The sequence below is a fragment of the Streptacidiphilus sp. P02-A3a genome (assembly GCF_014084105.1).
Classification (GTDB): domain Bacteria; phylum Actinomycetota; class Actinomycetes; order Streptomycetales; family Streptomycetaceae; genus Streptacidiphilus.
This window is the reverse complement of the sequence record NZ_CP048289.1, coordinates 5,884,915-5,911,388: the sequence shown is the minus strand read 5'-3', so window position 1 is coordinate 5,911,388 and position 26,474 is coordinate 5,884,915. Positions and strand designations below refer to the sequence as shown.

Sequence of the window (26,474 nt, the reverse complement as noted above, 5' to 3'; positions counted from 1 at the left end):
GGCGGGCTGTCGCGCGTGGGGCGATCGAGACGCTATTCGGCCCGCCCATGCTGGCGGAACGAACGAGTGCACTCCCCGCAGCTCCGGCTCGCGCCGGACGGCACTCGGCCTTCATCGTCGAAGGGAGTCCGTCATGGCCACGGACCACACCGAACCCGAACCCGGCGAACCCGTCTGCCGGGTCTGCGACGGCGCGTTGCGCGCCCGCGTGGACTTCGGCTCGCAAGCCCTCGCCAACGCGCTGGTGGTCCCGGGGGAGACCGCCGAGGAGTACCTGTTCCCGCTGGCCCTCGCGATGTGCGGGGACTGCTCGCTGGTGCAACTGGTGCAGGAGGTGCCCCGGGGGCTGATGTTCCGCGACGACTACCCGTTCTACACCTCCGGCTCCCGGTTCATGGTGGAGCACTTCCAGCACGTCGCCCGGCGGTTCCTGGAGCGGGAGCTGGCCGCGCCGGACGCCTTCGTCGTCGAGATCGGCTCCAACGACGGCGTGCTGCTGGACGTGGTCAGGGCGGCCGGGGTGCGGCACCTCGGGGTGGACCCGTCCCGGCGGGTGTGCGCGGTGGCCGAGGCGAAGGGCGTGCGCGTCAGGAACGACTTCTTCGAGAAGGCCAGCGCGGTGGACGTCGCCGCCGCCGAGGGGCAGGCCGACGTGATCTTCTCGGCCAACACCTTCTCCCACATCCCCTACCTGGACTCGGTGTTCGAGGGGATCACCGCGCTGCTCAAGCCGGACGGGGTGTTCGTGTTCGAGGACCCGTACCTCGGCGACGTCATGGAGCGCACCTCCTTCGACCAGATCTACGACGAGCACTTCTACTTCTTCACCGCGCTCTCGGCCCGGGCCATGGCCCGCCGCTACGGCTTCGAGCTGGTGGACGTCGAACACCTGGACGTGCACGGCGGCGAGGTGCGCTTCACGCTGACCTTCGCCGGGCAGCGGGAGCCCAGCCCGGCGGTGGCGGAGATGATCGCCGCGGAGCGGGCGGCCGGTCTCGACCGGCCGGACACGCTGCTCGGCTTCGAGCAGCGGATGCGGCGCACCCGCGCACAACTCCTGGCGCTGCTGCGGGACCTGCGCGCGCAGGGGAAGACGGTGATGGCCTACGGTGCCACCGGCAAGAGCACCACCGTCGCCAACTACTGCGGCATCGGCCCGGACCTGGTCTCCTGCGTGGTCGACAACACCCCGGCGAAGCAGGGCCGACTCACCCCCGGGACGCACATCCCGATCAGGTCCACCAGCACCTTCAGGGCCCACTACCCGGACTACGCGCTGCTGTTCGCCTGGAACCACGCCGAGGAGATCATGGCGAAGGAGCACGCCTTCACCGAGGCCGGCGGCAAGTGGATCCTCTACGTGCCCGAGGTCCGCGTCGTCTGAGACCCGGCCGACCCCCTTTCCGCCCGTCCTGGAGGTCATTGTGCGCGTCCTGTTCACCGGTGCCCCGGCCGTGGGGCACCTCTTCCCGATGGTTCCGCTGGCCTGGGCGCTGAGAGGCGCCGGGCACGACGTGTTGTTCGCCTCCTACCAGGGCGCCGAGCCGGTCACCCGGGCCGGAATGCCGCTGGTCGACGTCGCGCCCGGGCTCGACGCCTCGCACGAACTGCTGGCCGTGGCCGGGGCCCGCAGGCCGGAGCTGTTCAAGCGGGTGGTGGACAGCTCCACCGCCGACCGGGACGCCTTCGTCCGGCTGTACGCGCACGTCAACGACCTGGTCGCGGACGGCCTGGTGGAGCACGCCCGGGAGTGGCGGCCGGATCTGGTGGTCTTCGAGCCGCTGGCGACCGCCGGAGTGGTGGCCGCCGCCGCGCTCGGGATCCCGGCGGTCCAGCACAACCTCGGCTTCGGCCGGAACGCGGCGCTGCGCGCCACCATGCTGGAGGAGCTGGCCGGGACCTTCGCCCGGCACGGGGTGCGCGCCCCGGCCGCCGACCAGGTACAGGTCCTGGACATCGCCCCGCCGAGCACCGTGGACGCCACCGACGGCTGGGCGCTGCGGCCGGTCTCCTTCAGCGGCGGCGGCACCCTGCCGTCCTGGCTGCGCGAGGACCCGGGGCGGCCCCGGGTCGCGGTGACCCTGGGCACCTTCCTGCCGCACCTGCTGGAGGGGGACCAGCTGCGCCCGGTGGTGGAGGCGATGAGCAAGGTGGACGCCGAGTTCGTGCTGGCGCTCGGCAACATCGACCTGGCGCCGGTCGGCGAGCTGCCGCAGAACGTCCGGGTGGTGGGCGGCTCGCAGTGGCTGCCGTGGAACGCGCTGCTGCGGACCTGCACCGCCTCGGTCCACCACGGCGGCTCCGGCAGCTCGCTGGCGTCGCTGGAGGCCGGGCTGCCGCAGCTGGTGCTGCCCAGCGTCTCCGAGAGCGGTACCAACGCCGACGCGGTGGCCCGCCGGGGCGCGGGCCTGCGCAGCAGCTACGAGCAGCTGACCCCGGCACTGCTGGAGCGGATCATCTTCGACGAGGGGCTGCGGGCGGCGGCGGTCGAGGTGAGCGACGAGATCGCCGCCATGCCCTCCCCGGCCGAGCTGCTGCCCCGGCTGGCCGAGCTGCGCTGACCGCCCGGCGCCACCGACCGCGCCGGTCCGTGGGGAGCGCTCCCACAGACCGGCGCACCCATGCCCCGGAACCTCCGCCCCGACACCCGTGCCCCGACGTCGGCGTGTCGGCACCGGGGTTCCGGCGCCGACGTTTCCGCGTCCGCCGCGCTCAGGCCCGGGGCAGCCACTCGGCCGGGGACGAGCCGCGCGGCAGCAGCACCTGCCGGTAGTGCCCCGGGGTGCGCGACATCCGCACCTGCTCGGTCACCCCCTGGTACCGGCCGAGCGGGGTCCGCGCGGTGAAGGTCTCCGGGTCGAGGTAGGCGTGGTCGCCGCCGGTCCCGGCCACCTTGTGGGCGAAGCCCTGGTCGAACAGGCCGAGGCTGATGATCCACAGCGCGGCCCGGGTCAGCGAGACGTGCACCCGGTAGCTGCCGCCCTCGGTGGCCCGCCGGACCAGCGCCCGGACGATCCCGGCGGTGAGCAGCCAGGCGGTGATGTAGTCGTTCACCACCATCGTCGGCGGCAGCCCGGGCAGCCCGTCGGCGCCCTCCAGCAGCATCATCCCGGTCAGGCAGCCCGCCGTCTGGTCGAAGCCGAGGCGGTCGGCCCAGGGGCCGGTCTCGCCGTTGAGCGACACCGTCGCGTGCACGATCCCCGGCCGGACGGCGGCGGCCTGCTCGGCGGACAGGCCGATCCGGTCCAGGTAGCCGGGCCGCCGGTTGGCGAAGAAGACGTCCGCGCCGCCGAGCAGTCCGCGCAGCCGCCCGGCCTCGACCGTCCCGGTCGGGTCCAGCAGCGCCGAGCGCATACCGACATTGGCGCTGATGTAGGTGACGTCGTGCTCCAGCTCGTCCGGACGCCACAGGTTCAGCACGTCCGCGCCGTGCAGCGCCAGCGCCCGGCCGGTGCCCGCGCCCGCGATCACGTGGCCCATGCCCAGCGCCCGGACGCCGTCCAGCGGCGCGGTGGCGTCCGCCGGGAACGGCTCGGGCGCGCTGTCGCCGATCCGGGTGACCTCCACCAGCGGCAGCCCGGCGAGCACCTCCCGGTAGTGCGGCTCGGCCAGCAGCTCCTCGGTGGTGCGGAGCATCGGCAGCACCACCCCGGCCTCGGCCGCCGCGTCCTCCAGCTCCCGGGCCCGCCACCCGGCGATGGCCCGGGCCACCGCACCCATCTCGTCCGGCACCCCGAGCAGCGTCTGCGCGGCGAGCTTCAGCTTGGGATAGGCGTTGAACGGCATCACCCAGCGGTCGTCGCCGGTGCGGTGGTACATGAAGGCCAGCGCCAGGCTCGGGTTGGCGGGCGCGGAGCCGGGATAGCCGTTCAGCAGCTCCCAGGTGCGGTCGTAGAAGGGGCAGAGCCGGTGCGGCGCCACCCGCAGGTCCATCGAGATGTCCTGGCCGGGGCCGCCCCGCCGCTGCCACAGGTCGGCCATCGCCACCGACTTGGCCACCAGCGCGATGCCCGCCGCCGCGCCCAGCCGCAGCACGCTGGGCACCACCGGGTCCGCTCCGAGGAAGTCGATCCGGCCGCCGCTGTCCTCGGGCCGCAGGCCGATACCGGAGAGCACCGCCGCCAGCTCGGCCAGTGGATCGAAGCCGGAGTCGTCGTCGGCGCGGTCGGCGAGAGCCGTTCGGAGTCGATCGGTGAGTGTCACGCGGAGTCCTCCTGGGGTGCGCGGGCGGTCCTCTTCTCTCGGATGTCGAGTATCGGAGCCGGGGGTAGCGCATCGGTATCGGCGCCATGGCGCGCGGCCGGGAGCGGCACCGGTCCAGGTGCGCGGCGGCCCGGGCGGGGGCACGCTGGAGGTGGGCCGAGGAGCGGAGGCGGGACATGGCGGCAGCGGGAAGCACGCTGGTACGGCTGGCGGCCACGGGCTGGCCCGCCGCGAACGCGGCGCTGGTGGACGCCATCACCCAGGTCTACGACTGGCGGGCGGCGACGGTGGACCGCAGCAGCGTGGTGCCCAAGCCGAGCCTGGCCCACACCGACCGCTACCTGATCGAGATGGGCCGCCAGAAGCCGCACCCGCAGCCGCACCGGCTCGCGCCCTCCGGCGCGGGCAGTGTGCACGTGGTGCTGTCCGGTGAGCCGGGGTGGTCGAACCGGCTGCACGCGCTGATCCACGAGTCGTTCCGGTGCGGCGCGACCACGATCTCGGAGGACGACGGCGAGTTGAGGTTCACCGTCTTCCCGGAGGACCCGCCGCCGGAGGAGCGGCCACTGCCGGTCTGACCGCGCGGCCGACCCAGGCGGCCCGGAGTCCCCAGCGGCCCGGAGTCCCAGGCGGCTCAGGCGGCTCAGGCGGCCAGCGCGGAGGCCCCGCGGATCCTGAAGACGTCGGTGAGCACGCCCCGGACCGGGCGTCCGTCCAGGTCGAGGGCGCGGAAGCGGCGACCGGCGGGGGTCGCCTCGATCCGCAGCGAACCGGGATGGATGTCGATCCACCCGGTGGTCAGCAGCAGTGCCAGCGCGCCGTCGGTAGGGCCGCCCCAGAGGCCGTGGTCGTTCATACCAGGCAGTCTGGCAGCGGGGTGTGACAGTGGCCTCAGAGCAACATCAACGCTGGATGAAATCCGGAATGTGCCGTTATGTCGCCAACGCAGCATGGGGGCCGGCCCCTGAGGACCGGCCCCGACGCTGCCCCTCCGCTGATCCCCCACCCGGGAACGCGGAGTGCGGTGCCGCAGAACTACCGTCCCCGTGGTCCGCACAGACCTACGGGGCGGGACGACGGCCTCGTCTGCGGCCGGGCGCGGTCGGCTGGTTCAGGGCCATCCGCCGCGCCCCGTCGATGACAGTGAGTGTTCGAGAGCCGCTCGGAACACCCGCCGCCACCACGTTCGGTGCTCGCCGTCGATGACTACTCTGCCGTGCGCATGTTAAGAGCGTGCTGCCGATATGTGTCGTAGACGTACTGATTTCCCGACAGTTTCGAGCCGCGCCGGGTCAGTTGGCGGCCGCCGGAAGCGGCTGGTCCGCCCCGGTGGCGCCGGTTTCGGCGGCCGTCGGGGCCTGCGGTCCGGGCTGGACGTCGCGCCGCTCGCGCAGCGCGAACGGGATCCGCAGGGTGGCGATCCAGACCAGGCAGGCCCCCGCCACATGGATGCCGACCAGCCAGGCGGGCAGGCCGGTGAAGTACTGCCAGTAACCGACGGCCGCCTGGAGCACCAGCAGCACCGTCAGCTCGACCGTCCGCCGGAAGGCCGCGCGCGGGCCGCCGACCGCCTTCAGCACGAAGAGCAGCGCCACGGTCAGGCCGCACACCAGGAACACCAGGTCCCCGTGCAGCTGCGCCACCCGGTCCCAGTCGAAGGGCATCCGGGCGGCCACACCGGTGTCCCCCGAGTGCGGACCGGTACCGGTCACGCCGGTGCCGACGACCAGCAGCAGCGCGGTGACCCCGGTCAGCGCGTAGCCGAGCGAGCGGACCGCCCCGGGCACCAGCGAGCGCGGCGCCCCGTCGCCCTCGCGGGCACGCTCCCAGGTCCGCACGGTCACCACGATGAACACCATCGCCAGCAGGAAGTGCGCGGCCACCATGAACGGGTTCAGCTTGGTCAGCACCGACAGGCCGCCGAGCACCGCCTCGGCCACCACCAGGCCGAACTGCGCCCAGGCCAGCCGGACCAGCTCCGGCCGCCGCCGCCGTTGCAGCGAGGCGGTGATGATCAGCCAGCCGACGGCCGCGCACAGCAGGTAGATCAGCATCCGGTTGGAGAACTCGATCACCCCGTGGATGCCCATCGCGGGCGTCGGGGTCAGGCTGGTGCCGGTGCACTGCGGCCAGGTCGGGCAGCCGAGGCCGGAGCTGGTCAGCCGCACCGCCCCACCGGCCACAACGATGATCACACTGGTGATGACGGACCACAGGGCGGCCCGGCGCACTGTGGCGTCGTCCGCTTGGTACTTGGAGGCGACCAGGTTCCACAGTTTCAGCACGCCGCCATCGTAGGCGCACTTCCGGTGGCCGCCGCCCCGGGGGTCAGCCGCCGAAGGTGGTGATCGCGCTGATCCGCCAGGTGCCCTTCACCAGCAGCGCGGAGACGGTGAACATCGCCGGGGAGTCCTCGCTGTCGCTGCCCGCCTTGGCGCCCGTCGCGGCGGTGGTGTCCCGCTGGTCCGCGAAGACCAGCAACTGCGCCCGGTCGCCGTCGAGCTGCTCCAGGCCGCAGTCGGTGACGGTGGTGGTGAGCACCAGCTTGAGCTTGGACGCGTCCGCCCGCACCGCGCCGAGCATACCGGCGTACTGCTTCACCGCCGCGCCGGTGAGCAGGCTCCCGGCGGCGTTGTCGGTCCGGGCCGGATCGGTGTAGTCGTAGGAGAACAGAGTGTTGACGGCCTGGGTGACGCCGCCCTTGACCTGACTGCTGCGGGCGGCGTCGGTGAGCGCGGTGTTGTCGTGGTCGGCCGCCCCCGCCCGCAGGCTGTTCGCATGGGCGTGCGCGTACCCGGCGAAGCCGCCGAGCAGCAGCGTCAGCAGCACCGCCAGCAGCGGACGGCGCGGGCGCGCCAGTCGGCGCAGCCCGGAGCCCGGCCGCGACCGGCGGCGCGGCGACGGCTCCGCCGGGTCGGCGGCGACCGGCGGCGGGGCGGCGACCGGCGGCGGGGCGGTGGCGGGCCTGGCGGCGACCCGGCGCTGGTGGTTGATCGTCTGGCGGGTGGTGGTCATCGCGCGGTCTCCTCCGGTGGAACGACGCTCACGAGTCGGTGGTGGACGCCTGGGCCAGGTCGCTCAGCTTCCAGCCCTGCGCGGTCCGGGTGAGCTGCCCGAGCAGCCTGCTCTGCTTGACCGACGGGCTGCTGCCCGGAGCCGAGACGGTGACCTGCAACGCGACCATCACCGAGGCCCGCCCGGTGTGCTCGTCGAGTTCGGTGACCGCGCCCGCCAGCACCTTGGCCGTGGTGACCGTGTGCGCCTGCTCCACCTGCTTAGTGAAGTCGGCCTGCCCCTGGTCGAGTTGGGTGCGCAGGTCGCCGGTGGTGGACTGGTCCCAGGTGCTCAGGCCGGTACTGAGATGCTGCCAGTCCAGGGTGTTCAGGTTCTGCACCGCCTGCTCGCCCGCCGCCAGCACCTGGTCCCGGCCCGCCGCCAGCGCCGCCGCGCTGTCGTGCGCCGCCGCGTACCACGACCAGCCGCCCCAGGCCGCCGCCGCCGCGGCCAGGACCGCCAGGCCGCGCGCCGCCATGGTCACCGATGCTGCCACTGCACTCCCCTAACGCTCCGTCATATCACTGATGCGCCAATGCCCGTCGATCAGCCGTGCGGTGACCGACAACTGCCCCTGCACGGTGCTCGCGGCGCCGCCCTGGCGCTGGGCGGTCTGCCGCACGAAGACCAGCAGCTGCGCCTGGTCCCCGGTCAGGCTGACCACGCCGCTGTGCGTGACCTGGGTGGCCACGGTCAGCCGCTGCGTCCCGATCTGGCCCTTCACCTGCGCGAACAAGGCCTGGTACTGGGTCGAGGCGGTGCCGCTGAGCAGGTCGTGGGCGGCCTGGGCGGTGGCCGCCGTGTCCTGCGGGGTGTACGAGAGGATCCGCGCCAGCGCGGCGTCCACCTGGCTGTTGACCTGGCTGGTGGCCGGGGCGTCGACCACCGCCCGATCCGCCGCCGGGCCCGGCCGCCCGAGCAGTCCGGCGACCCCGAAGCCCAGCGCGGCCAGCCACAGCACCCCCGGGAGAGCCCAGCGCACACCCTTCATGACGCACCGTCAGTGGCAGTGGCGTCGCCGGAGATGGTGGTCAGCGCGGAGACCTTCCAGTCGCCACCGGTGCGCACCAGCTGCGCCTGGACGCCGCGCTGCTGTGTCTGCGCGGTGGTCCCGGTCGCGCTGACCTGGACCGAGAGGGTCGCGATCAGCGTCGCCGTGCCGCGGTCCGGATCGAGCGCGGTGAGCGCGGCGGCGGTCACGCTGCCCTTGGCCTGCGTCCCGGAACCGGTCAGCCCGGCCAGGCTGGTGGCCGATCCGCTGCGCAGGCCGTCGTGCAGCGGGCCGGTGGTCGCGGCCAGCCAGCTCTGCAGCGACCGCTCGGCCGCCGCGCCGTCGGCGCTGCTCAGCGCGGTCAGGTCGGCCCGCCCGTCGGCGAGCGCGGTGTCCCGGGCCGGGCCCGGTTCGGTGGCGGCCGCCGGTCGGTCGGCCCACCATCCGGCGGCCAGCGCGCAGGCCAGTACGCCGCTCACGGTCGCCCCCCACCAGTTTAACTGACGTATCGTCACTGTCCGCTCCCGCCAGGGGCGTTGTTCGACCCGCGGACGTCGCTGCCGCTTCCGGCCGGGGCGTCGCAACCGGCGGCGGTGTTCCAGGCCCCGGCGGTGGTGTCGGTGCCGCTGTGGTGCACGGTGCCGCCGTAGCCGTCGGTGCAGGGCAGCGGCTGGAAGAAGGTGACCGCCATGCTCATGTGCGCGCCGCTGCCGTTGACGGCGGTGGACCCGGCCGCGGCCACGGCCGGTAGCCGGATCAGCAGCTCCTGGATCCCCGCCTGCCGGGTCTCCGCCACGTCGGCCGTGGTCAGCAGGTTCGCCAGGACCACGCCCAGGTTCGGTCCGGCGTCCTGGAGCAGCTGGTCGAGCTGGGTGGCGGCCTCCGGCGTGGCGGTGATCAGCCGCCGCAGGTCGCCGTCCGAGCTGTCGAGCTGCGCGGCCAGCTGGTTCGCGCTGTCGGCGAAGCTGCGGATCGCGTCGCCCTCGTCGGCCTGGGTCTGCAGCACCGTCTGCCCGTCCACCAGCAGCTTGGTGGTCGCCGGGAGGGCGCGGTCGGCGGCGGCGGTGAACTGGCTGCTGCTGTCCAGCAGCGCCTGGAGGCTCGAAGCCTGCCCGCTGAAGGCGTCGCCGAGCTGGTCCACCACCGTCCTCAGCGATTGCAGCGGGACGGACTCGGTGAGGGTGTTGACGCTGGTCAGCATGGAGGTGACCGGGGCCGGGACGCTGGTCCGGGACTGCCGGACGGTGTCGCCGCCGACCAGGTAGGGGCCCTGGTCGGTACTGGGTTCCAGGTCCAGGTACTCCTCACCGGCCACCGACAGGTCCGCCACCTGGGCGTGCAGCTGCCGCGGGATCCGGTGGTCGGAGTCGTCCAGGTGCAGGTCGGCCTGCACCCCGTCGGCGGTGAGCCGGATCGGCCCGACCCGGCCGACCGAGACGCCCCGGTAGGTGACGTCCGCGTTGGGGAACAGGCCGCCGGTCGCGGACAGGTCCACCCGCACCACGTAGTAGCCGGGCATCCCGAACAGGCCGCCGACATCGGCGTAGTCGGCACCCAGGTAGCCCAGGCACAGCGCGGACAGCGCCAGGAAGGTGACGTTCTTGACCAGGACGACGCGCCTGAGCCTCATCGGGTGCCTCCTCGGACCGTGCTCGCCGACGGCAGCGGAAACGGCAGTGGCAGCGGCTTCGCCTCCCGGGCGCTGCTGTCCGCAGCGGGCGTCGGGGGCTGGGGGAAGACGCTGTCGGCGGCCGTCAGCGCGGGGATGATCTGGGTGTCCGGCGGGGTGGCCAGGTCCAGGTAGGTGTTCAGGTAGTCGCCCTTGACGCCGTTCAGCACCTGGTCCGTGAACGGGTAGGTGACCAGCACCTGAAGCGAGTTGGGCAGGTCCTGGCCCGCGTCGGCGAGCCGCTGGAGGGTCGGCGCCAGCCCCTTCAGGTCGGCCACCAGGTCGGCCTGGCTGGCGTTGACGGTACTGACCGCGACCCCGGACAGGGTGTCCAGCGACTGGAGCATGGTGACCAGTTGCTGCCGTTGGTCGGAGAGCACCGACAGGCCCGGGCTGAGGTCGCTGAGCACGGTGTCGATCTGCTGGTCGCGGGCGGCCAGGGTAGCCGAGAGCTGGTTGAGGCCGTCGAGCGCGGCGGTGATGTCCGAGCGGTGCGTGTTCAGGTCGCCGACCAGGGTGCTGAGTCGGCTGAGCAGGTCGCGCACCGCGGGCTGGTTCCCGGCCAGGGCCTGGTTGAGTTCGCTGCTGATGGTCTTCAACTGCTGTACCCCGCCGCCGTTCAGCAGCAGCGACAGCGCTCCGAAGACCTCCTCGACCTCGGGCGAGCGGTTGGTCCGGGCCAGGGGGATGGTCCCGCTGTCGGCCAGCGTGCCGGTGGCCGGCTGGTCCGAGGGCGGGTCGGACAGCTCGATGTACTTCTCACCCAGCAGGCTGGACTGCTCCAGCGAGGCGTAGGCGTTGCCGGGCAGCTGGACGTCCCCGTTGACCTGCATGGTGACCACGGCCGTCCAGCCGCTGGGCGCCAGCGAGATCCGGGTGACCCGGCCCACCGGGACGTCGTTGACCTCCACCGACGCCTGCGGAACCAGGCTGAGCACGTCGCTGAAGTCCGCCGTGACCGTGTACGGGTGGCTGCCCAGGGAGGCCCCGCCGGGCAGCGGGAGGTCCTGCATCGCGGTGTAGCCGGAGCAACCGCCGGTGCCGAGCACCGCGCCCGCCGCCAGCCAGCAGCAGGCGCTGCGGCCGAGCCGGTTCACTGGGTGCCCCCAACGCTGGGGAAGGGCATCGGGAAGCTGAGCTCGTTGAGGTCGGCCCGGCCGTCGATGGTGCCCTTGGCCGGGTTGTAGGCGTTCAGCACGTTGTCGGCGGCCAGCGGCGCGGCGTCGAGCAGTTCGGCGAGCGAGGCCCGCTGCTGCACCATGATTCGGGTGATCGGCGTGAGTTGGTTGACCACGTTCTGGAGCTGTCCCCGGTTGTCCTGGATGAAGCTCTGCACCTGGCCCAGGGCGGTGGCCAGTTGTGCCAGCGCCGTGCCCAGGTCCGTCTTGTCCTGCGCCAGGAAGCCGCTGACGCTGGAGAGTTCACCGGTGGCCGACTGCACCTGGCCGTTGTTCTGCTTCAGCATGCTGGTGAAGCTCTGCAACGAGGTCAGCGTGGCGAACAGTTCGTCGCTGTTGCCGTTCAAGGTCTTCGCGGCGGAGCCGAGTTGGCTGATGCTGTTGCCCAGCGCGGTGCCGTTGCCGTTGAGGTTGGCGGCGCCGGTGTTCAGCAGCTGCGACAGCGCGCCGTTCGCGTTGGCGCCGTTCGGGCCCAGGGAGTCGGCCAGTTGGGTGATGCTCTGGTACAGCTGGTCGATCTCCATCGGGGTGCCGGTGCGGTCGGCCGGGATGGTGCCGTGGTCGGCGAGCAGCGGCCCGCCGGTGTAGGCGGGGGTGAGCTGGATGTAGCGGTCGGCGATCAGGGTCGGGGCGACCACCACGGCCGAGGCGTTCGCCGGGACCTTGATCCCGGCGTCGATCGCGAGCACCACCCTGACCTCGGTGCCGTCCGGGGTGACCGAGTCCACGGTGCCCTCCTTGACGCCGAGGATCCGCAGGTCGGAGCCGGGGTAGACGCCGATGGTGCGGTCGAAGTAGGCGGTGATCCGCAGGCCGCCGCCACCGCCCAGCGAGACCACCCCGGCGGCGGTGCCGCCGCCGATGACCACCACCAGGGCGGTGCCGAGGGCGATGGCGGCCCGGGTGGAGGGCCGGTGCAGGGCCAGCCTGCCCAGTGCGGATGTCACTTGCCGGTACCTCCGGTGCTCGGGGCCAGGCAGCCGGAGGCCGACTGCTTGCCGGTGGGCAGGTAGTTCTCCGGGATCAGCCCGCACAGGTAGACGTCGAACCAGCGCCCGTTGCCCAGGGTGTCGCCCAACTGCTGGTAGTAGGGGCCGGCCAGGGCCAGCACCTGGTCCAGGTTGTTCTGGTTGGCCTGGAGCACCGCGACCACCCGGGACAGCGCGGTCAGGGTCGGCGCCAGCTGCCGGTCGTTGTCCTGGACCAGGCCGGTCAGCTGGGTGCCGAGCTGGGTGGTGCCGGTGAGCAGCGCGTGGATCGCGTCCCGGCGGCTCTGCACCTCGGCCAGCAGCAGGTTGCCGTCGGTGATCAGGGTCGCCAGCTGGTTGTCCTGGGCGGCGACGGTACTGGTCAGGCTGGCGCTGGCGGAGAGCAGCTTGGCCAGGGCGGCGTCCCGGCTGGAGATCGTCTGCGACAGCGCGGACAGCCCGGTGACGGCGGAGCGCACCGACGGCGGGGTGTCCTTGAAGGTCTCGGCGATGGCCTGGAAACTCGCCGCCAGCTGCGCGCTGTTCACCGAGTCCAGGGTCTGGCCCAGGCCGTCCAGGGCCTGGGTGACGTCGAACGGCGAGGTGGTGCGGGACCGCGGGATGGTCTGCCCGGGGCGCTGCGCGGCGTCGCCGAGCGGGTCGACCGCCAGGTACTTGGCGCCGAGCAGGGTGCGGATGTCGATGGCGGCGGTGCTGGCGTCGCCCACCCAGGCGCCCTGCACCTGGAAGCCGACCTTGACCTGCGCGCCGTCCAGGGTCACCGAGGTCACCTGGCCGACCTTGACCCCGGCGACGCTGACGTCGTCGCCGGTCTGCAGCCCGGCCGCCTCGCTGAAGTAGGCGCTGTAGTGGGTGCCGCCGCTGCCGACCAGCGGCAGCGCGTCGGCGTCGTACGCCGCCGCCGACAGCAGCGCGCAGACGACCACGCCGACCAGGCCGACCAGGACCGGGTTGCGTTCCCGCAGCGGTTTGAACAGCGGCGGCCTCATGAGCGGCACCTCGGCTCGGTGATGGCGATCCCGGTGGGCGGCGCGCTGCCGTCCGAGGTGGTGACGCCGGTGACGGTGGCCTGGCACAGGTAGAGGTTGAGCCAGGAGCCGTAGGAGACGGTCCGCCCGACGGCGGCCAGCTTCTGCGGCGTCTTCTGCAGGAAGTCCTGCAGCTGCGGGGTGCCCGCCTCCAGGTTGTCGGAGAGCCGGCCCAGCTGGGCGATGGAGTCCTTCAGCGGCTGGCGGCCCTGGGCCAGCAGCCCGGCGGTGCTGTTGGTGAGCCCGGCCAGCGCGCTGACCGCCTGGCCGATCGGCTGCCGGTCCGCGGCGAAGCCGCTGACCAGCTGCTGGAGGGTGGTGATCAGGGTGGTGAAGCCCTGCTGGTTGGAGTTGACGGTGTCCAGCACCGAGGTCAGGTTGTCGATCACCGAGCCGATCACCTGGTCCTTGGCGGCCAGGGTGTTGGTCAGCGTGCCGACGTCGGCGACCAGCCCGTCGACGGTGCCGCCCTCGCCCTGGAGGACCTGCACGATCTCCTGCGCGAGCTGGTTGGTCTGGTCCGGGTCGAGCCCCTCGAACAGCGGCTGGAAGCCGTTGAACAGCTCGGTCAGGTCGAGCGCGGGGGAGGTGTCCTGCAACGGGATGGTCCCGCCGGTGCGCAGCGACCGGCCGACCGGGCCGACGCCCTGGTCGAGCTCCAGGTAGCGCTCGCCGACCAGGTTCAGGTACTTGACCGAGGCGGTGACCGAGGCGGGCAGGGTGCGCCCGCGCTGGACGTCGAAGTGCACCAGGGCGTAGCGGCGGCCGGTCACCTTGATCCCGTCCACCTGGCCGACCTGGACCCCGGCGATGCGCACGCTGTCGCCCGTGACCAGCCCGGTGACGTCGGTGAACTGCGCGTAGTAGCCGGTGGTGGCGCCGACCGAGGTGTCGGAGACGGCGAAGGCGAGCGCGGTGGTCGCCAGCGAGGTCACCGCCACGAACACCAGCGACTTGACCAGCGGACCGGCGAGGCTGCGGCGTTTCACTTGACGTTCACCTCCGTCCCGCGCAGCACCGGTCCCACCAGCAGGCTGCTCCAGCTGGGCAGCGCCGCTGGCTGGGTGCCGGCCTGCGGCGCCAGCAGTTCGTTGATCAGGGCGTTCTCCTGGGGCGTGTTGGGTTGGCCGGTGTAGGGCGTGCTGTAGCAGGCCGGGCCGCCGGTCGCGTCGTAGTGCGGGGTGTCCTTGCCCGGCAGGTACGCGCCGCGCGAGGGCGCGGAGGTCAGGTCCACGTGCAGCCCGGGCTCGTCGGTGCCCTTGCCCAGGGCCTTGTCCATCTCCGGGACGAAGTCGGCGAGGGTGCGCAGGGTGCACGGGAACTCGGACGAGTACGCGCTCAGCAGGGTGAGCGTGCCCCGGCTGTCGGCGGCCAGCCGGATGATGGTGGACTGGTTCCGGTCCAGGAACGCGGTGGTGGTCTCGGCCGCGCTGGTGGTGGTGCTGTACAGGGAGGAGAGCTGGTCCTGCTGCTGGGCCACGGTACGGCTGGTGACGGTCAGTTCGGTGAGCGCCTGGAGCAGGTCGGGGGCGGCCTCGTTGTAGGACTGGCTGACCTTGACCAGGTCGTGCAGGTCGTTGTTGAGCGCGGGCAGCTGCGGGTTGAGCCGCTTCAGGTAGGCGTCCAGGGTGACCAGGGTGGTGCCGAGTTCCGCGCCCCGGCCCTGGAGCGCGGTGGAGACCGCGTTCAGGGTGGCCGACAGCTGGGCCGGTTGGACGTCGTCCAGCAGCGGCAGCAGGTTGTTGAATACCTGTTCGAGTTCGATCGCGTCGCCGGAGCGGTCCTCCGGGATGGTGCTGCCCGCCGTCAGCGGCACGGCTCCGGCGGTCGCGGGCGGGATCAGCGCCACATAGCGGGCGCCGAACAGCGTGGTCGGCAGCATCTGCGCGGAGACCCCGGCCGGGATCCGGTTCAGGTCGCCGGGGGAGATGGCCAGGGTCAGCGTCGCCCCGGCGCCGTTCGCCCGGATCGCGCTGACCCGGCCGACGACCACGCCGCGCAGCTTGACGTCCGCGTTCACCTGCATCTGGTTGCCGACGCTGTCGGTGCGCACCTGGACGTTGTCGGTGTCGCTGAAGTCGTGGTCGTAGACCGACACCGACAGCCAGGCCAGCAGCACCGGCGCCAGCAGGAAGCACAGCCCGGCGCCCCGGCGGCGCAGGGTGGAGACCGGCCGGGCGCTCATCCCGCCACCCGCACCGTCGTCGTGGCACCCCAGATCGCCAGGCTCAGGAAGAAGTCGGTCAGGCTGATGATCACAATGGCGTTGCGCACCGAGCGCCCCACCGCGATCCCCACCCCGGCCGGTCCGCCCTTGGCGTGGAAGCCGTAGTAGCAGTGCGCCAGGATCACCACCACGCTGAAGATCAGCACCTTCAGCGCCGACAGCAGCACGTCCTCCGGCGCCAGGAAGAGGTTGAAGTAGTGGTCGTAGACCCCGGCCGACTGCCCCTCGCCGTACACCGTGACCAGCCGCGAGGCGGCGTACGAGCTGAGCAGGCCGATCCCGTACAGCGGGACGATGGCGACCACCCCGGCGATGATCCGGGTGGTGACCAGGTAGGGCACGCTGCGGATGCCCATCCCCTCCAGCGCGTCCACCTCCTCGTTGATCCGCATCGCGCCCAGCTGCGCGGTGAAGCCGGCGCCGACGGTGGCCGACAGCGCCAGACCGGCGACCAGCGGGGCGATCTCGCGGGTGTTGAAGTAGGCGGAGATGAAGCCGGTGAAGGCGGTGGTGCCGATCTCGTTCATGGCCGAGTAGCCCTGCAGGCCGACCACGGTGCCGGTGGCCAGGGTCATCCCGATCATCACCCCGACGGTGCCGCCGATCACGCCCAGGCCGCCGCTGCCGAAGGCCACCTCGGACAGCAGCCGGAGCACCTCCTTGAGGTAGCGGCGCAGCGTGCGCGGGATCCAGAGCAGTGCCTTCAGGTGGAACAGCAGGTGGTCGCCGGACTCGTCCAGCCAGCGCAGCCGGTTGCGTCCGGGAGCCGCCGCCGGCTCGGGGACCGCCGCCGGTTCGGGGACCGCGTCCGGCGCGCTCTCGTACTCGGTCAGGGCCATGGCTCACATCCCCTTCTGCGGGACGAGTTGCAGGTAGACGGCGGTCAGTACCACGTTGACCAGGAACAGCAGCAGGAAGGTGATCACCACTGACTGGTTCACCGCGTCGCCGACACCCTTCGGTCCGCCGCGCGGATGCAGCCCCCGGTGCGCCGCCACCAGACCCGCGATCAGGCCGAAGAGCAGCGCCTTGAACTCGCCGATGTAGATGTCGGGCAGCTGCGCCAGGGCGGAGAAGCTGGACAGGTAGGCCCCGGGAGTGCCGTGCTGGAGGTACACATTGAACACGTAGCCGCCGACCACGCCGACCACCGAGACCAGTCCGTTGAGCAGCACGGCGACCAGCATCATCGCCAACACCCTTGGTACGACCAGCCGTTGGATCGGCGAGACGCCCATGACCTCCATCGCGTCCAGCTCCTCGCGGATCATCCGGGAGCCGAGGTCGGCGCAGATCGCGGAACCGCCCGCCCCGGCGATCAGCAGTGCCACGATCAGCGGGCTGGCCTGTTGCACCACCGCCAGTACGCTGGCCCCGCCGGTGAACGACTGCGCGCCCAACTGCTGTGTCAGCGAGCCGACCTGAAGGGCAATCACGGCCCCGAAGGGGATCGACACCAGCGCGGCGGGCAGGATGGTGACGCTCGCTACGAACCAGAACTGCTCGATCAGCTCCCGGAGTTGGAACGGTCGGCGGAAGGTGTCGCGGAGCGTGGTGGCGCCCAGGGCGAAGAAGTCCCCGGACTGCCGCAGCGCTCCCTGTACCGGGTTGCTCATTCCGGCTCTCCCGAGGTGGGCGCGGCGGCGACCCGGCGCTGGTTCTGCAGCGCCAGCACCCGCTGGCGGCGGCGCTGCACCGCCTGCCGGGGCGGCAGGCCCGGGCTCGGCTCCAGCTGCGGCGGTACCACCACGGCCGGGGCCGGTAGCAACCCCCGCTCCAGCTCCAGGGTTTGCTGGTCCTTCTCCTCGGCCATGCCGATCGGCCCGTGCCGGTGCCCGCCGAGGAACTGCCGGACCACCGGTTCCTCGCTGGTCAGCAGTAGTTCGCGGGGACCGAAGGCGACCAGCTTGCGGCGGAACAGCATGCCCAGGTTGTCCGGGACGGTGGTGGCGATGTCCAGGTTGTGGGTGACGATCAGCATGGTCGCGTCGATCTGCGCGTTCAGGTCGATCAGCAGTTGCGAGAGGTAGGAGGTGCGCACCGGGTCGAGCCCGGAGTCGGGCTCGTCGCAGAGGATGATCTGCGGGTCCAGCACCAGCGCCCGAGCCAGGCCGGCGCGCTTGCGCATGCCGCCGGAGATCTCCCCCGGCAGCTTCGCCTCCGAGCCCAGCAGCCCGACCAGTTCCATCCGCTCCAGCACGATCCGGCGGATCTGCGACTCCTTCTTGCGGGTGTGCTCGCGCAGCGGGAAGGCGATGTTGTCGTACAGGTTCATCGACCCGAACAGCGCGCCGTCCTGGAACATCACCCCGAAGAGCTTGCGGGCCTCGTAGACCAGGTGCTCGGGGCTGCTGGCCATGTCCACATCGCCGACCAGCACCCGGCCGCGCTCCGGGCGAAGCAGGCCGATCACCGACTTGAGGAACACCGTCTTGCCGGTCCCGGACGGCCCGAGCATCACGCTCACCTCGCCGGCCGGAAGGGTGAGGCTCACGTCCTCCCAGACCGTCTGGCTGCCGAAGGACTTGGTCAGCCCCTCGACGGTCACTTCGATCCCCATGTCACTGCCTCTCGCGGATCACTTGGACGTCTTCGGTGCGCGGACAGGCAGCTCCGGCACCTGGATGGTGGTGCAGGCCCCCTCGTAGCTGAAGCACGGGGCCCCCTGGACCAGGTTGAGCGAGTTGCCGGTGCCGGAGACGGCGGCGTCGAACAGCGGGTCCAGTGAGCCGCCGGGGCCGCAGCCGGTGAAGTACGGGATGGTCAGGTCGCTCTGGCTGAGCGGCCCGCCGCCGTTGATGGTGTAGTCCCGGGTGGGGTCGGGGTCGCTCGCGGTGGTGGCCAGGCTGATGCCGCCGAGCTTCAACTGGAGCGGGGTGACCGTGTGGCAGTCGGAGCCGACGTCCAGCGGGGTGCCGTCCACCTCGACGTCGTACAGCCGCAGCTGCTGCTGCCCGTAGATGGTGGTGACCACCGGCTCGGGGGACTGCCCGGTCTCCACGGCGGTCAGCGCGCCCAGCGGGGTGAGCTGCATCTTCGCCGTCGTCGGCATGAAGCCGTAGCTGAGGAAGGTGGCGTTCGCGACCGGCAGGGTGAGGTTGCCCACCTCGTCGATCTCGACGTAGTACGGCGGCGCCGTGTAGTTGTAGACCAGCCGCTCGATCGCCAGCAGCGCCATCGACGGGTTCTGCTCGGGGTTGTTCACCAGCGAGGCCTCGCCCAGCTTGGCGACGTTGGCGTAGCCGATGGCGTAGGCGCACTCCACGCCCGAGTTGCTCTCGGTGATGGTCGTCGAGCCCGGGGGCGGGGTCGGCAGGTCCCTGGGGTCGAGCGTGCCGCTGGGCGAGGCCGAGCATTCGGGCGTCTGCGCCTGCGCCACGCGGGCCCGCGCCTGCGGCTGGGCGCTGCCCGCCACCCCGGCGGTGGCCGGGGATCCGGCCCGGGCGCTGGGCGCGGCGAGTACGGCGACGCTGCCGAGCGGGGTCGGCGCGCTCGCCGGGACGCACTGGAACCGCAGCGTGCCGCCGCCTGCCTGGAGCGACAGCGCCAGCGCCATCGGGGTGACCGTGGTGGTGGTCCCGGCCCGGCCCGCCGTCAGCGCCGGTACCTGCCCGGTGGCGGTCAGCGTCGGGTCGGTGGCGCCCAGCGGTACCGGCGCCACGGTCAGCCCGGCCCACTGCGCGGTCACCGCGCCGGGCGGCCCGGCCAGCGCGGCCGCCGCCGCGGCGGAGGTCCGCAGGGTCAGCGTGGCCCCGGTGGAACCGGACGCGGTGGCGGTGGGCGCGGCCGAACCAGCGGCGGTGGCGCCGGTGGCACCGGTGGTGGCGGTCCGGGTCGGGGTGGCGGCGGTGGCGCCGGTCCCGTCGGCGACGGCCACGCCCAGGGTGGCGCTGCCGGAGACGCTGGTGGCGGCGGCGGGCAGCAGGCCGCGCGGCACGGTGGCCTGGACGGTCAGTGGGCCCGGCTGGATCCGGCCACCGGCGGCGCTGTTGGCCGGGTAGTCCTGGACCAGCGTGGCGGTGAGCTCCTGGGTGCCGGTCGGCAGCGCGCAGGTGTAGTCGACGGAGATCCGGTCGGTGCGGACCTCGGCCCCGGCGTCCGGGCCGGTCATCACGGTGGCGACCAGCACACCTGCGGCGGCGACCCCGGCGAGCAGCGGAGCGGGGCGTAGCCCGGTGGCAGCTCCCACGTTTTCCCCCCTCGAATGAACTTGTCCGGCGGCGCAGGACAGTACGCGTGAGTAGCGATCAGCGACAAGCAAAAAGTCACAAACGGAACGACGAGTGGTCAGCAGTGCCAAAACTTTGTCAACGGGTGACAACTTCCGCTGCTGGAAGTGTCATTTGGTGCGGGGTCGCGCTGCTGCCGCCAACCGTCGGCCGGGCCGGGACTGGTCATCAGGGATGACGAGCCCGGCCCGGCCTGGTCATGCGGCGCGTGGGATCACGGAGAGGTGATCGTCAGGGCCGGGGTGACCACATAGGCGGCGGTGTAGGTGGCGGCGTCGCCGTTGTTGATCAGACCGAGGCAGCCGGAGACGCCCCAGGCGTGCAGGTTGCCGCCGCTGATGCTCAGGGTGTGGGTGGAGTTGACGTAGGTGGCGTTGAGGGTGGCCGGCGTGGTGGCGCTGGTGCCGGCGAACGAGGCCGAGCAGAGCGTGCCGCTGATGCTGGCCTCCACCCCGCTGAGGGTGCCGGTGGTGGTGCCGGTGGAGGAGTTGTACGAGGTGGCGTTGAGCGACCACGGCAGGTTCTTCGGCGTGACCGTGAAGGTGATGCCGAGCGGACCGGTGCAGCTCACCCACGAGACGGAGGTGATGGAGGCGAGGCCGGTGCCCGAGAGCCCGGAGCCGTTGACAGCGGTTCCGGCTGCCGCGGACGAGGTGCAGTTCAGGGTCGCGCTGGTGCTGGTGTCCTTGAGCGTCGGGCTGGTGGCCGTCGCCTTGAACGAGGTGCCGCCGGACACGGTCCAGGTGGTGGCGGCGCTGGCCTGGGTGGTACCGAACCCGACCACTGCGGCGAACGCTGCTGCGGCGACCGCAGTGGCTTTCGAGATCTGGCGCATGGGCTGATCCTTTCTGTGTCGGTTTCCCGCCGAACCGGGTGTGCGACCGGGACGTTACGCAGCAGTAACTCCGGCGCGCAATGGCCGGAACCAGCCTGCGCCCAAAAAAATTACCGACCGGTAATTTGTTGTCGGATAGCGCACGACCAGGCCGGTCGCCTTGTCGAAATATGAGCAATCACAACCAAGCAGGTGCACGGTCGTTCGGTAGCCCGGCCAATCCTGCAACTCGTCTGGGCAGGCGGCGCGCTGGTGGTCTATGTTGCACGCACCACCGAACTCGTACGCCCGCGTCCTAACGGGCCTGGACAGCGTGGGGGCCCAGCAGATGACGGAAATCCGGCAGGCGTCGGCGCGCGCCATGGCGGCGCTGGGCACTGTCCCGCGCGAACTCGCCGTGGTGATGCGCCCCGAACTGCCGAGCCTGCTCAAGGAGATGGCCGACGAGATCGTCGCCGCGCTACCCGAGTACCGGCATCTGTTGGAGGGTCCGGACGCGGAACTCGTGCACCTGGGTATCAAGCAGAACGTCACCGCCTTCGTCAACCAGGTCGCCGCCCCGCACGCCAACACCGAGCTGCGGGACGAGATCTGCCGCAGTTTCGGCCGCTTCGAGGCCTATCAGGGGCGCAGCCTGGACGTGCTGCAGGACGCCTACCGGATCGGCTGCCAGGTGGCGCTGCGGCGGGCCCGCGAGGTGGGCCACCGGTACCGGCTGTCCGCCGCGGTGCTGATGTCCTTCGCCGACGCGCTGTTCGCCTACATGGGCGAGATCGCGGAACTCTCCCGGCAGGGCTACCTGCGGGCGATGTCGGAGATGGGGGAGGAGCCGGACGGGCGGCGGCGGCGGCTGACGCAGCGGATCCTCTCCGGCGGCGGGGCGTCCGACTCCGCCCTGGCGGAGCTGGCCGAACAGGTCGGCTGGCCGCTGCCGGAGGAGATCACCCCGGTCGCGCTGCACCGCGACAGCTCCCCGAACCGGGCCGCGCTCGACCGCAGGGTGCTGGCGGACCTGGCCGCCCCGGAGCCGTACCTGCTGCTGCCCGGACCGCTGGACGCGGCCGGGCGCGCCTTCCTGGGCGGGGCGCTCGGCGGCTGCCGGGCGGCGGTCGGCCCCACCGTGCCGCTGGCCAAGGCGGCCGACTCGCTGCGCTGGGCCCGGCACACGCTGGTACTGGTGGACGTCGGGGTGATCCCGGACGGTGCGCCGACCCTCACCGAGGGCAACCTGCTGACCCTCTGGTTACTCAGCGACCCGGCCCTGGTGAGCGAGTTCTCGCGGCGGTACCTGGCGCCGCTGGCCGACCACACCGCCACCCAGCGCCGACGGCTGCTGGAGACCCTGCACGTCTGGCTGACCAGCCGGGGCACCGCCGCCCAGATCGCGGAGCAGCTGGGCGTGCACCCGCAGACCTTCCGCTACCGGATGCGGCTGCTGGAACGGATCTTCGGGGAGCAGCTCACGGATCCCACCCTGCGCTTCGCCACCGAGGTCGCGCTGCGCGCGCTGGCGCTGCGCGACCCGGACGCGGAGCCGACGACGGTGACGCTGCCGGTGCCGCCCGCGCTGCGACCGGTGGCCCGGCCGCCCGCGCCGATGCCGCCCGCGGTGTCCCGCCGGGACGCGCTGGACCGGTAGCGTCCAGCAGTACCCGCCCGGTCCGCGACCCCGCGGGGCGGCGGCCGCATCCGGACCGAGGAGGGGCATGGCCGGTCAGGCGCGCAGGGGGCGTCCGCCGCTGTCCGAACCGGCGCAGCCGCCGGGGTGGTCGCTGGCGCCTGACGGCCCATCAGTAGCATGACTGATGGGCCGTCATTCATCCTTCAGGACTTGACGTAGGGCTTGCCGGAGGCGGCCGGGGGGCGGACCAGGCCGCCGAGGGCGGCGACCACGAAGATGGTAGCCAGATAGGGCGCCATGGACAGGAACGCACCGGGGATCGGTGTGCCCAGGTCCGACAGCGGCACCGCCAGTTCGGTGGCGAAGCCGAACAGGATCGCCCCGCCCAGCGCGCCGACCGGCGACCAGCGTCCGACGATCAGGGCCGCGATGGCGATGTAGCCCTTCCCGTCGCTCATGTCCTTGCCGAACTGGTTGGCCAGGCCGAGGGTCAGCCAGACGCCGCCGAGGCCGGAGAGCAGTCCGGCGGTGATCACGTTGCGGTAGCGCAGCCCGATCACCTTGATGCCGACCGTGTCCGCCGCCGTCGGGTGCTCGCCGACGGCCCGGGTGCGCAGCCCCCAGCGGGTGCGGTACAGCAGGAACCAGATGACCGGGACCAGCAGGTAGGCCGCGTAGAAGATGATGTTCTGGTCGAACAGCGCGGCGCCGATCACCGGGATCGAGGACAGTCCGGGGATGGACAGCGCGTTGAACCCGGGCGCGGAGTTGTAGGTGTTGCCGTCGGTCGACATCAGCCGGTCGTACAGGAAGCCGGTGATGCCGGAGGCCAGCAGGTTCAGCACCACCCCGAGCACCACCTGTTCGATCAGGTAGCGGTTGGCGAAGACCGCCAGCAGCGCGCCCATCAGCGCCCCGCCCAGGCAGCCCGCGACCAGCCCGGCCCAGACCGAGTGGGTCATCGAGGCGGTCAGCGCCGCCGAGAACGCACCGAACAGGAACTGCCCCTCGACCGCGATGTTGACCACGCCCGAGCGTTCGCACAGCAGCGCGCTGAGCGATCCGAGCAGCAGCGGCACGGTCCCCATCGCCGTCTGCTGGATGGTCGAGGGCACGTTCAGCCCCACGCTGGACCCGGCCTCCGCCCAGACCAGGAACGCCAGCACGAAGGCGGCGAAGTAGCCGACCGCCAGCCAGCGCTGGGTCCGGGCGGAGATCGGCGCGAAGGCCCGGACCAGGCCGCAGCCGATCGCCAGGGCGCTCAGCACCAGCGCGGTCGCCGCGGCCGGAACCGAGACCGGGCCGGGGCCGCCGTCGGCGCCCGGGGTGAGCTTGAGCGTGAACAGCGTGTGCACGCCGTGCGCGGTGCGGCTGCCGAGGCCGAAGGACCACAGCCCGTACGCCCCGACCACGGCCTGGGCGAGGCCGCCGATCAGCTTGGAACGGTCGGACCTGGCCCGGGCGGGTGCGCCCGCGCCGTCCAGGACCGCGGTGGTTGTCTCGCTCACGCCTGGCCTCCGGCTGCGGTCGTGCGGACGGGGTCGGCGGTGGTCGGCCGCGTCCCCGGTGGTTCGGCGGCCGGTACCGCCCTGGTGGCGCGCAGCCGGAAGATCTCCTTCACCAGCTGCGGTGCGGCGACCAGGATCACGATCACCGCCTGGATCACGGTGATGATCTCGATCGAGACCTGCGCCTCGGTCTGCATCAGCGCGCCCCCGGCCTGCAGCGCCCCGAACAGCAGCGCCGACCAGACCACGCCCCACGGCCGGGTGCGGCCCAGCAGGGCCACGGTGATCGCGGTGAAGCCGAAACCGGCGTCGATGTTGGGAGCCAGCGAGTTGTTGTTGGGGTTGGCCAGGCCGAGGACCTGGGTCACCCCGATCATGCCCATCAGCGCGCCGGAGATCAGCATCGAGGCGATCTGCACCCGGCCGACGTCGATGCCCGCCGTCCGGGCGGCGCTCGGGGTCAGCCCGACCGCGCGCACCTCGAAGCCCAGCCGGGAGCGGTTGAAGAACCAGGCCACGGCGACCGTGGCGACCAGCGCCAGCAGCAGCCCGACGTCGGTGTTCAGACCGTCGCCGAACAGGTGCGGCAGGATGGCGTCGGTCTGGGCGGGCTTGGAGATGGCCTGGCCCGCGTTCTTCGGGTCGTGGAAGACGGCGGTGTTCAGCAGCCAGCCACCGAGGAACAGGTAGGCCACGTAGTTGAGCATGATGGTGACGATGACCTCGTGCGCGCCGCGCCGGGCCTTGAGCCAGCCGACCAGCCCGCCGAACAGCAGCCCGCCGATCAGTCCGGCGAGCACCGAGACCACCAGGTGCAGCGGCCCCGGGACCGAGGTCCAGGCGAAGGCGGCGTACGAGGCGCAGACCGCGCCCGCGATGGTCTGGCCCTGGCCGCCGATGTTGAACATCCCGGCCCGGAATGCCACCGAGATCCCCAGTCCGCCGAAGATCAGCGGGGTGGCGGCCTCCAGGGTGTTGCTGATCGGGCCGAAGAACTGCGCCGGGGTGCCGTTGATGGTGGCGGGGTTGAAGACCGCCCCCTCGAACAGTGCGGAGTATGCGCTGGAGATGTCCTGCCAGGCGGAGTTGAGGAAGTCCGAGGGGTCCTGGAAGAAGTAGCCGCCCATGTCCATGGTCGTGGTGTTGGACACCACGATCAGCACCGCGCCGACCACCAGCGACAGCAGGATCGCCAGGACGGTGACCAGGGCGCTGTTCTGGGCGGTGAACACGTTGCGGACGACGGTGGCCAGAGTGCGGTCCGCCGCGGCCTCGGGCCGCGCCGGCTGCGGGGTCTTCGCCGGGTCCGGCACGGGTGGCTCCTGCTCGGGTGTGGGTGTGCTCATCAGCCTGCGTCCCCCGTCCTGGCGCCGGTGGTGGCGCCGCTACCGCCGTCGGTGATCCCGGCCATCAGCAGGCCGATCTCCTCGCGGGAGGTGCCGGGGTCGACCGTGGCGACGATCCGGCCCCGGTACATCACCGCGACCCGGTCCGCGAGCGCCAGCACCTCGTCCAGCTCGGTGGAGACCACCACCACCGGTCGGCCCTGGTCCCGCTCGGCGACGATCCGTCTGTGGATGAACTCCATCGCCCCGACGTCCACCCCGCGAGTTGGCTGTGAGGCGACCAACAGCCGCAGTGGGCGCGAGAGTTCGCGGGCCACCACGACCTTCTGCTGGTTGCCGCCGGAGAGCTTCCCGGCCGGGTGCTCCGGGTCGGTGGGGCGGATGTCGAACTCCTCGATCCGCAGCCGGGCGTTCCGCTCGACCAGTCGCGGATCCAGCGACAGCCGCCCGCCGAAGTCGGGGGAGCGGTAGAGGTCGAGCACCAGGTTCTCGGCGATGCTGAACTCCCCCACCACGCCGTCGTGTCCGCGGTCCTCGGGAACGAATCCCACTCCCGCGTCCAGAATCTGACGTGTCGTCAATTCAGCCAGATTGGTGCCGTCGAGGGTGATCGACCCGGACTCGACCGGGATCAGCCCGAGGATCGCCTCGGCGAGCTCGGACTGGCCGTTGCCCTGTACCCCGGCGATGCCCAGGATCTCGCCGTCCCGGACGCTGAGCGACAGGTCGTCCACCGCGGCGTTGCCGTGCTGGTCGCGCACGGTCAGCCGGTCGATCTCGAAGGCCGCCGCGCCGGGGGTGTTCGGCTGCTTGTCGACCACGAGCTGCACGGTGCGGCCGACCATCATCGAGGCCAGCTCCTGCTCGCTCGCGGACGGGTCCGCCTGGCCGACCACCGACCCGTGCCGGATCACGGTGATCCGGTCGGCGATCTCCTTGACCTCCTTGAGCTTGTGGGTGATGAAGACGATCGACTTCCCGGCCTCGCGCAGCGAGTTCATCACCGCGAACAGGTCCTCGATCTCCTGCGGGGTGAGCACCGCCGTCGGCTCGTCCAGGATCAGCGTGCGGGCGTCGCGCACCAGCGCCTTGACGATCTCCACCCGCTGCTGGGTGCCCACCGGCAGGTGCTCCACCAGGGCGTCCGGGTCGATCGGCAGGCCGTAGCGCTCGGAGACCTCGCGGACGTGCGCTCTGGCCCGATGCCGGTCCAGCATCCCCAACACGCCGCCCCTGGCCCCGAGTTCCAGCTCGTCACCGAGGATGATGTTCTCCGCCACGGTGAACACCGGTACCAGCATGAAGTGCTGGTGGACCATGCCGATGCCGTTGGCGATCGCCTCGCGCGGACTGCGCCAGCTGGAGGCGACCCCGTCCAGCAGGATCTCGCCCTCGTCCGGCTGGTGCAGCCCGTACAGGACGTTCATCAGGGTCGATTTACCGGCTCCGTTCTCACCGAGCAGGCAGTGGATCTCGCCCGGTTCGACCGTCAGGTCGATGTGGTCGTTGGCGACCAGTGAACCGAACCGCTTGGTGATGCCGCGCAGTTCCAGACGCACCTTCGGACACACCCCTCACCCGGTACGGATCCGCTGC

At 71.9% G+C, this 26,474-nt stretch carries 24 protein-coding genes and 1 pseudogene; 4 read left to right on the top strand and 21 right to left on the bottom strand.

Features of this window, described 5'->3' with window-relative positions:
• Nucleotides 1-133 precede the first annotated feature (133 nt).
• Complete coding sequence (locus GXP74_RS25395) at nt 134-1,384, top strand: class I SAM-dependent methyltransferase (RefSeq protein WP_182453559.1); 1,251 nt, start codon at nt 134-136, stop codon at nt 1,382-1,384.
• Nucleotides 1,385-1,424: 40 nt separating this feature from the next.
• Nucleotides 1,425-2,561 (top strand): nucleotide disphospho-sugar-binding domain-containing protein, encoded by a 1,137-nt coding sequence (locus GXP74_RS25390; protein ID WP_182453558.1) that lies wholly within the window; start codon nt 1,425-1,427, stop codon nt 2,559-2,561.
• A 151-nt stretch (nt 2,562-2,712) separates the two neighbouring features.
• Here the strand turns inward: GXP74_RS25390 and GXP74_RS25385 are convergent, their stop codons facing one another.
• A complete protein-coding gene (locus GXP74_RS25385) occupies nt 2,713-4,203 on the bottom strand; it encodes a CoA transferase (protein WP_182453557.1) in 1,491 nt (496 codons plus the stop codon).
• 176 nt (nt 4,204-4,379) lie between these two features.
• Here GXP74_RS25385 and GXP74_RS25380 point away from each other — a divergent pair, with 176 nt between their 5' ends.
• On the top strand, nt 4,380-4,781 hold the full coding sequence (locus GXP74_RS25380) for a hypothetical protein (protein ID WP_182453556.1): 402 nt from the start codon (nt 4,380-4,382) through the stop codon (nt 4,779-4,781).
• Between the two features lie 65 nt (nt 4,782-4,846).
• On the opposite strand, the gene GXP74_RS25375 is transcribed toward GXP74_RS25380, so the two are convergent.
• The 17 genes and pseudogenes from GXP74_RS25375 to GXP74_RS25295 all read right to left on the bottom strand — a co-directional run bounded on the left by GXP74_RS25375 (nt 4,847) and on the right by GXP74_RS25295 (nt 20,403).
• The gene (locus GXP74_RS25375; protein WP_182453555.1) at nt 4,847-5,059 is read right to left on the bottom strand and encodes a hypothetical protein; all 213 of its coding nucleotides are present in this window, start codon (nt 5,057-5,059) and stop codon (nt 4,847-4,849) included.
• A gap of 436 nt (nt 5,060-5,495) precedes the next feature.
• Nucleotides 5,496-6,488 (bottom strand): heme A synthase, encoded by a 993-nt coding sequence (locus GXP74_RS25370; RefSeq protein ID WP_182453554.1) that lies wholly within the window; start codon nt 6,486-6,488, stop codon nt 5,496-5,498.
• 43 nt (nt 6,489-6,531) lie between these two features.
• Complete coding sequence (locus tag GXP74_RS25365) at nt 6,532-7,218, bottom strand: hypothetical protein (RefSeq protein WP_182453553.1); 687 nt, start codon at nt 7,216-7,218, stop codon at nt 6,532-6,534.
• Between the two features lie 28 nt (nt 7,219-7,246).
• Nucleotides 7,247-7,735 (bottom strand): hypothetical protein, encoded by a 489-nt coding sequence (locus GXP74_RS25360; RefSeq protein ID WP_225448680.1) that lies wholly within the window; start codon nt 7,733-7,735, stop codon nt 7,247-7,249.
• 27 nt (nt 7,736-7,762) lie between these two features.
• Nucleotides 7,763-8,248 carry a nuclear transport factor 2 family protein gene (locus GXP74_RS25355; RefSeq protein WP_182453551.1) on the bottom strand — a complete coding sequence of 162 codons (486 nt, stop codon included), beginning with the start codon at nt 8,246-8,248 and terminating at the stop codon, nt 7,763-7,765.
• On the bottom strand, nt 8,245-8,727 hold the full coding sequence (locus GXP74_RS25350; RefSeq protein ID WP_182453550.1) for a hypothetical protein: 483 nt from the start codon (nt 8,725-8,727) through the stop codon (nt 8,245-8,247). Before GXP74_RS25350 ends, GXP74_RS25355 begins: the two co-directional genes overlap by 4 nt.
• A 32-nt stretch (nt 8,728-8,759) precedes the next feature.
• The gene (locus GXP74_RS25345; RefSeq protein WP_182453549.1) at nt 8,760-9,878 is read right to left on the bottom strand and encodes an MCE family protein; all 1,119 of its coding nucleotides are present in this window, start codon (nt 9,876-9,878) and stop codon (nt 8,760-8,762) included.
• Complete coding sequence (locus GXP74_RS25340) at nt 9,875-11,014, bottom strand: MCE family protein (RefSeq protein ID WP_370468459.1); 1,140 nt, start codon at nt 11,012-11,014, stop codon at nt 9,875-9,877. The genes GXP74_RS25345 and GXP74_RS25340 overlap by 4 nt, the downstream gene beginning before the upstream one ends.
• Nucleotides 11,011-12,042, bottom strand: coding sequence for an MCE family protein (locus GXP74_RS25335; RefSeq protein ID WP_225448169.1), 1,032 nt, complete (start codon nt 12,040-12,042; stop codon nt 11,011-11,013). The genes GXP74_RS25340 and GXP74_RS25335 overlap by 4 nt, the downstream gene beginning before the upstream one ends.
• Nucleotides 12,039-13,073, bottom strand: coding sequence for an MCE family protein (locus GXP74_RS25330; RefSeq protein WP_182453548.1), 1,035 nt, complete (start codon nt 13,071-13,073; stop codon nt 12,039-12,041). Before GXP74_RS25330 ends, GXP74_RS25335 begins: the two co-directional genes overlap by 4 nt.
• Nucleotides 13,070-14,101 (bottom strand): MCE family protein, encoded by a 1,032-nt coding sequence (locus GXP74_RS25325; RefSeq protein ID WP_182453547.1) that lies wholly within the window; start codon nt 14,099-14,101, stop codon nt 13,070-13,072. The genes GXP74_RS25330 and GXP74_RS25325 overlap by 4 nt, the downstream gene beginning before the upstream one ends.
• Nucleotides 14,098-15,297 (bottom strand): MCE family protein, encoded by a 1,200-nt coding sequence (locus tag GXP74_RS25320; protein ID WP_182453546.1) that lies wholly within the window; start codon nt 15,295-15,297, stop codon nt 14,098-14,100. Before GXP74_RS25320 ends, GXP74_RS25325 begins: the two co-directional genes overlap by 4 nt.
• Nucleotides 15,294-16,178 carry an ABC transporter permease gene (locus GXP74_RS25315; RefSeq protein WP_182453545.1) on the bottom strand — a complete coding sequence of 295 codons (885 nt, stop codon included), beginning with the start codon at nt 16,176-16,178 and terminating at the stop codon, nt 15,294-15,296. The genes GXP74_RS25320 and GXP74_RS25315 overlap by 4 nt, the downstream gene beginning before the upstream one ends.
• Nucleotides 16,179-16,181: 3 nt before the next feature.
• A pseudogene (locus tag GXP74_RS25310) lies at nt 16,182-17,027 on the bottom strand (MlaE family ABC transporter permease); the annotation flags it as partial.
• The gene (locus tag GXP74_RS25305) at nt 16,952-17,899 is read right to left on the bottom strand and encodes an ABC transporter ATP-binding protein (protein WP_182453543.1); all 948 of its coding nucleotides are present in this window, start codon (nt 17,897-17,899) and stop codon (nt 16,952-16,954) included. The pseudogene GXP74_RS25310 and the gene GXP74_RS25305, both read right to left, overlap by 76 nt.
• An 18-nt stretch (nt 17,900-17,917) precedes the next feature.
• Nucleotides 17,918-19,528: a hypothetical protein gene (locus GXP74_RS25300; protein ID WP_182453542.1), complete on the bottom strand. Its 1,611-nt coding sequence runs from the start codon at nt 19,526-19,528 to the stop codon at nt 17,918-17,920.
• A gap of 254 nt (nt 19,529-19,782) precedes the next feature.
• Entirely contained in the window at nt 19,783-20,403 is a 621-nt protein-coding gene (locus GXP74_RS25295) for a hypothetical protein (RefSeq protein WP_182453541.1), read from the bottom strand.
• 328 nt (nt 20,404-20,731) lie between these two features.
• On the opposite strand from GXP74_RS25295, the gene GXP74_RS25290 reads away from it, so the two are divergent.
• Nucleotides 20,732-22,042: a CdaR family transcriptional regulator gene (locus GXP74_RS25290; protein ID WP_182453540.1), complete on the top strand. Its 1,311-nt coding sequence runs from the start codon at nt 20,732-20,734 to the stop codon at nt 22,040-22,042.
• Nucleotides 22,043-22,227: 185 nt separating this feature from the next.
• On the opposite strand, the gene GXP74_RS25285 is transcribed toward GXP74_RS25290, so the two are convergent.
• From GXP74_RS25285 to GXP74_RS25275, 3 genes are read right to left on the bottom strand one after another with little or no spacing between them, the layout of a single operon-like run.
• Complete coding sequence (locus tag GXP74_RS25285; protein WP_225448168.1) at nt 22,228-23,532, bottom strand: ABC transporter permease; 1,305 nt, start codon at nt 23,530-23,532, stop codon at nt 22,228-22,230.
• Nucleotides 23,529-24,878 (bottom strand): ABC transporter permease, encoded by a 1,350-nt coding sequence (locus tag GXP74_RS25280; RefSeq protein ID WP_182453539.1) that lies wholly within the window; start codon nt 24,876-24,878, stop codon nt 23,529-23,531. The genes GXP74_RS25285 and GXP74_RS25280 overlap by 4 nt, the downstream gene beginning before the upstream one ends.
• Nucleotides 24,878-26,437: an ABC transporter ATP-binding protein gene (locus GXP74_RS25275; protein WP_182453538.1), complete on the bottom strand. Its 1,560-nt coding sequence runs from the start codon at nt 26,435-26,437 to the stop codon at nt 24,878-24,880. The genes GXP74_RS25280 and GXP74_RS25275 overlap by 1 nt, the downstream gene beginning before the upstream one ends.
• Nucleotides 26,438-26,474: the final 37 nt, after the last annotated feature.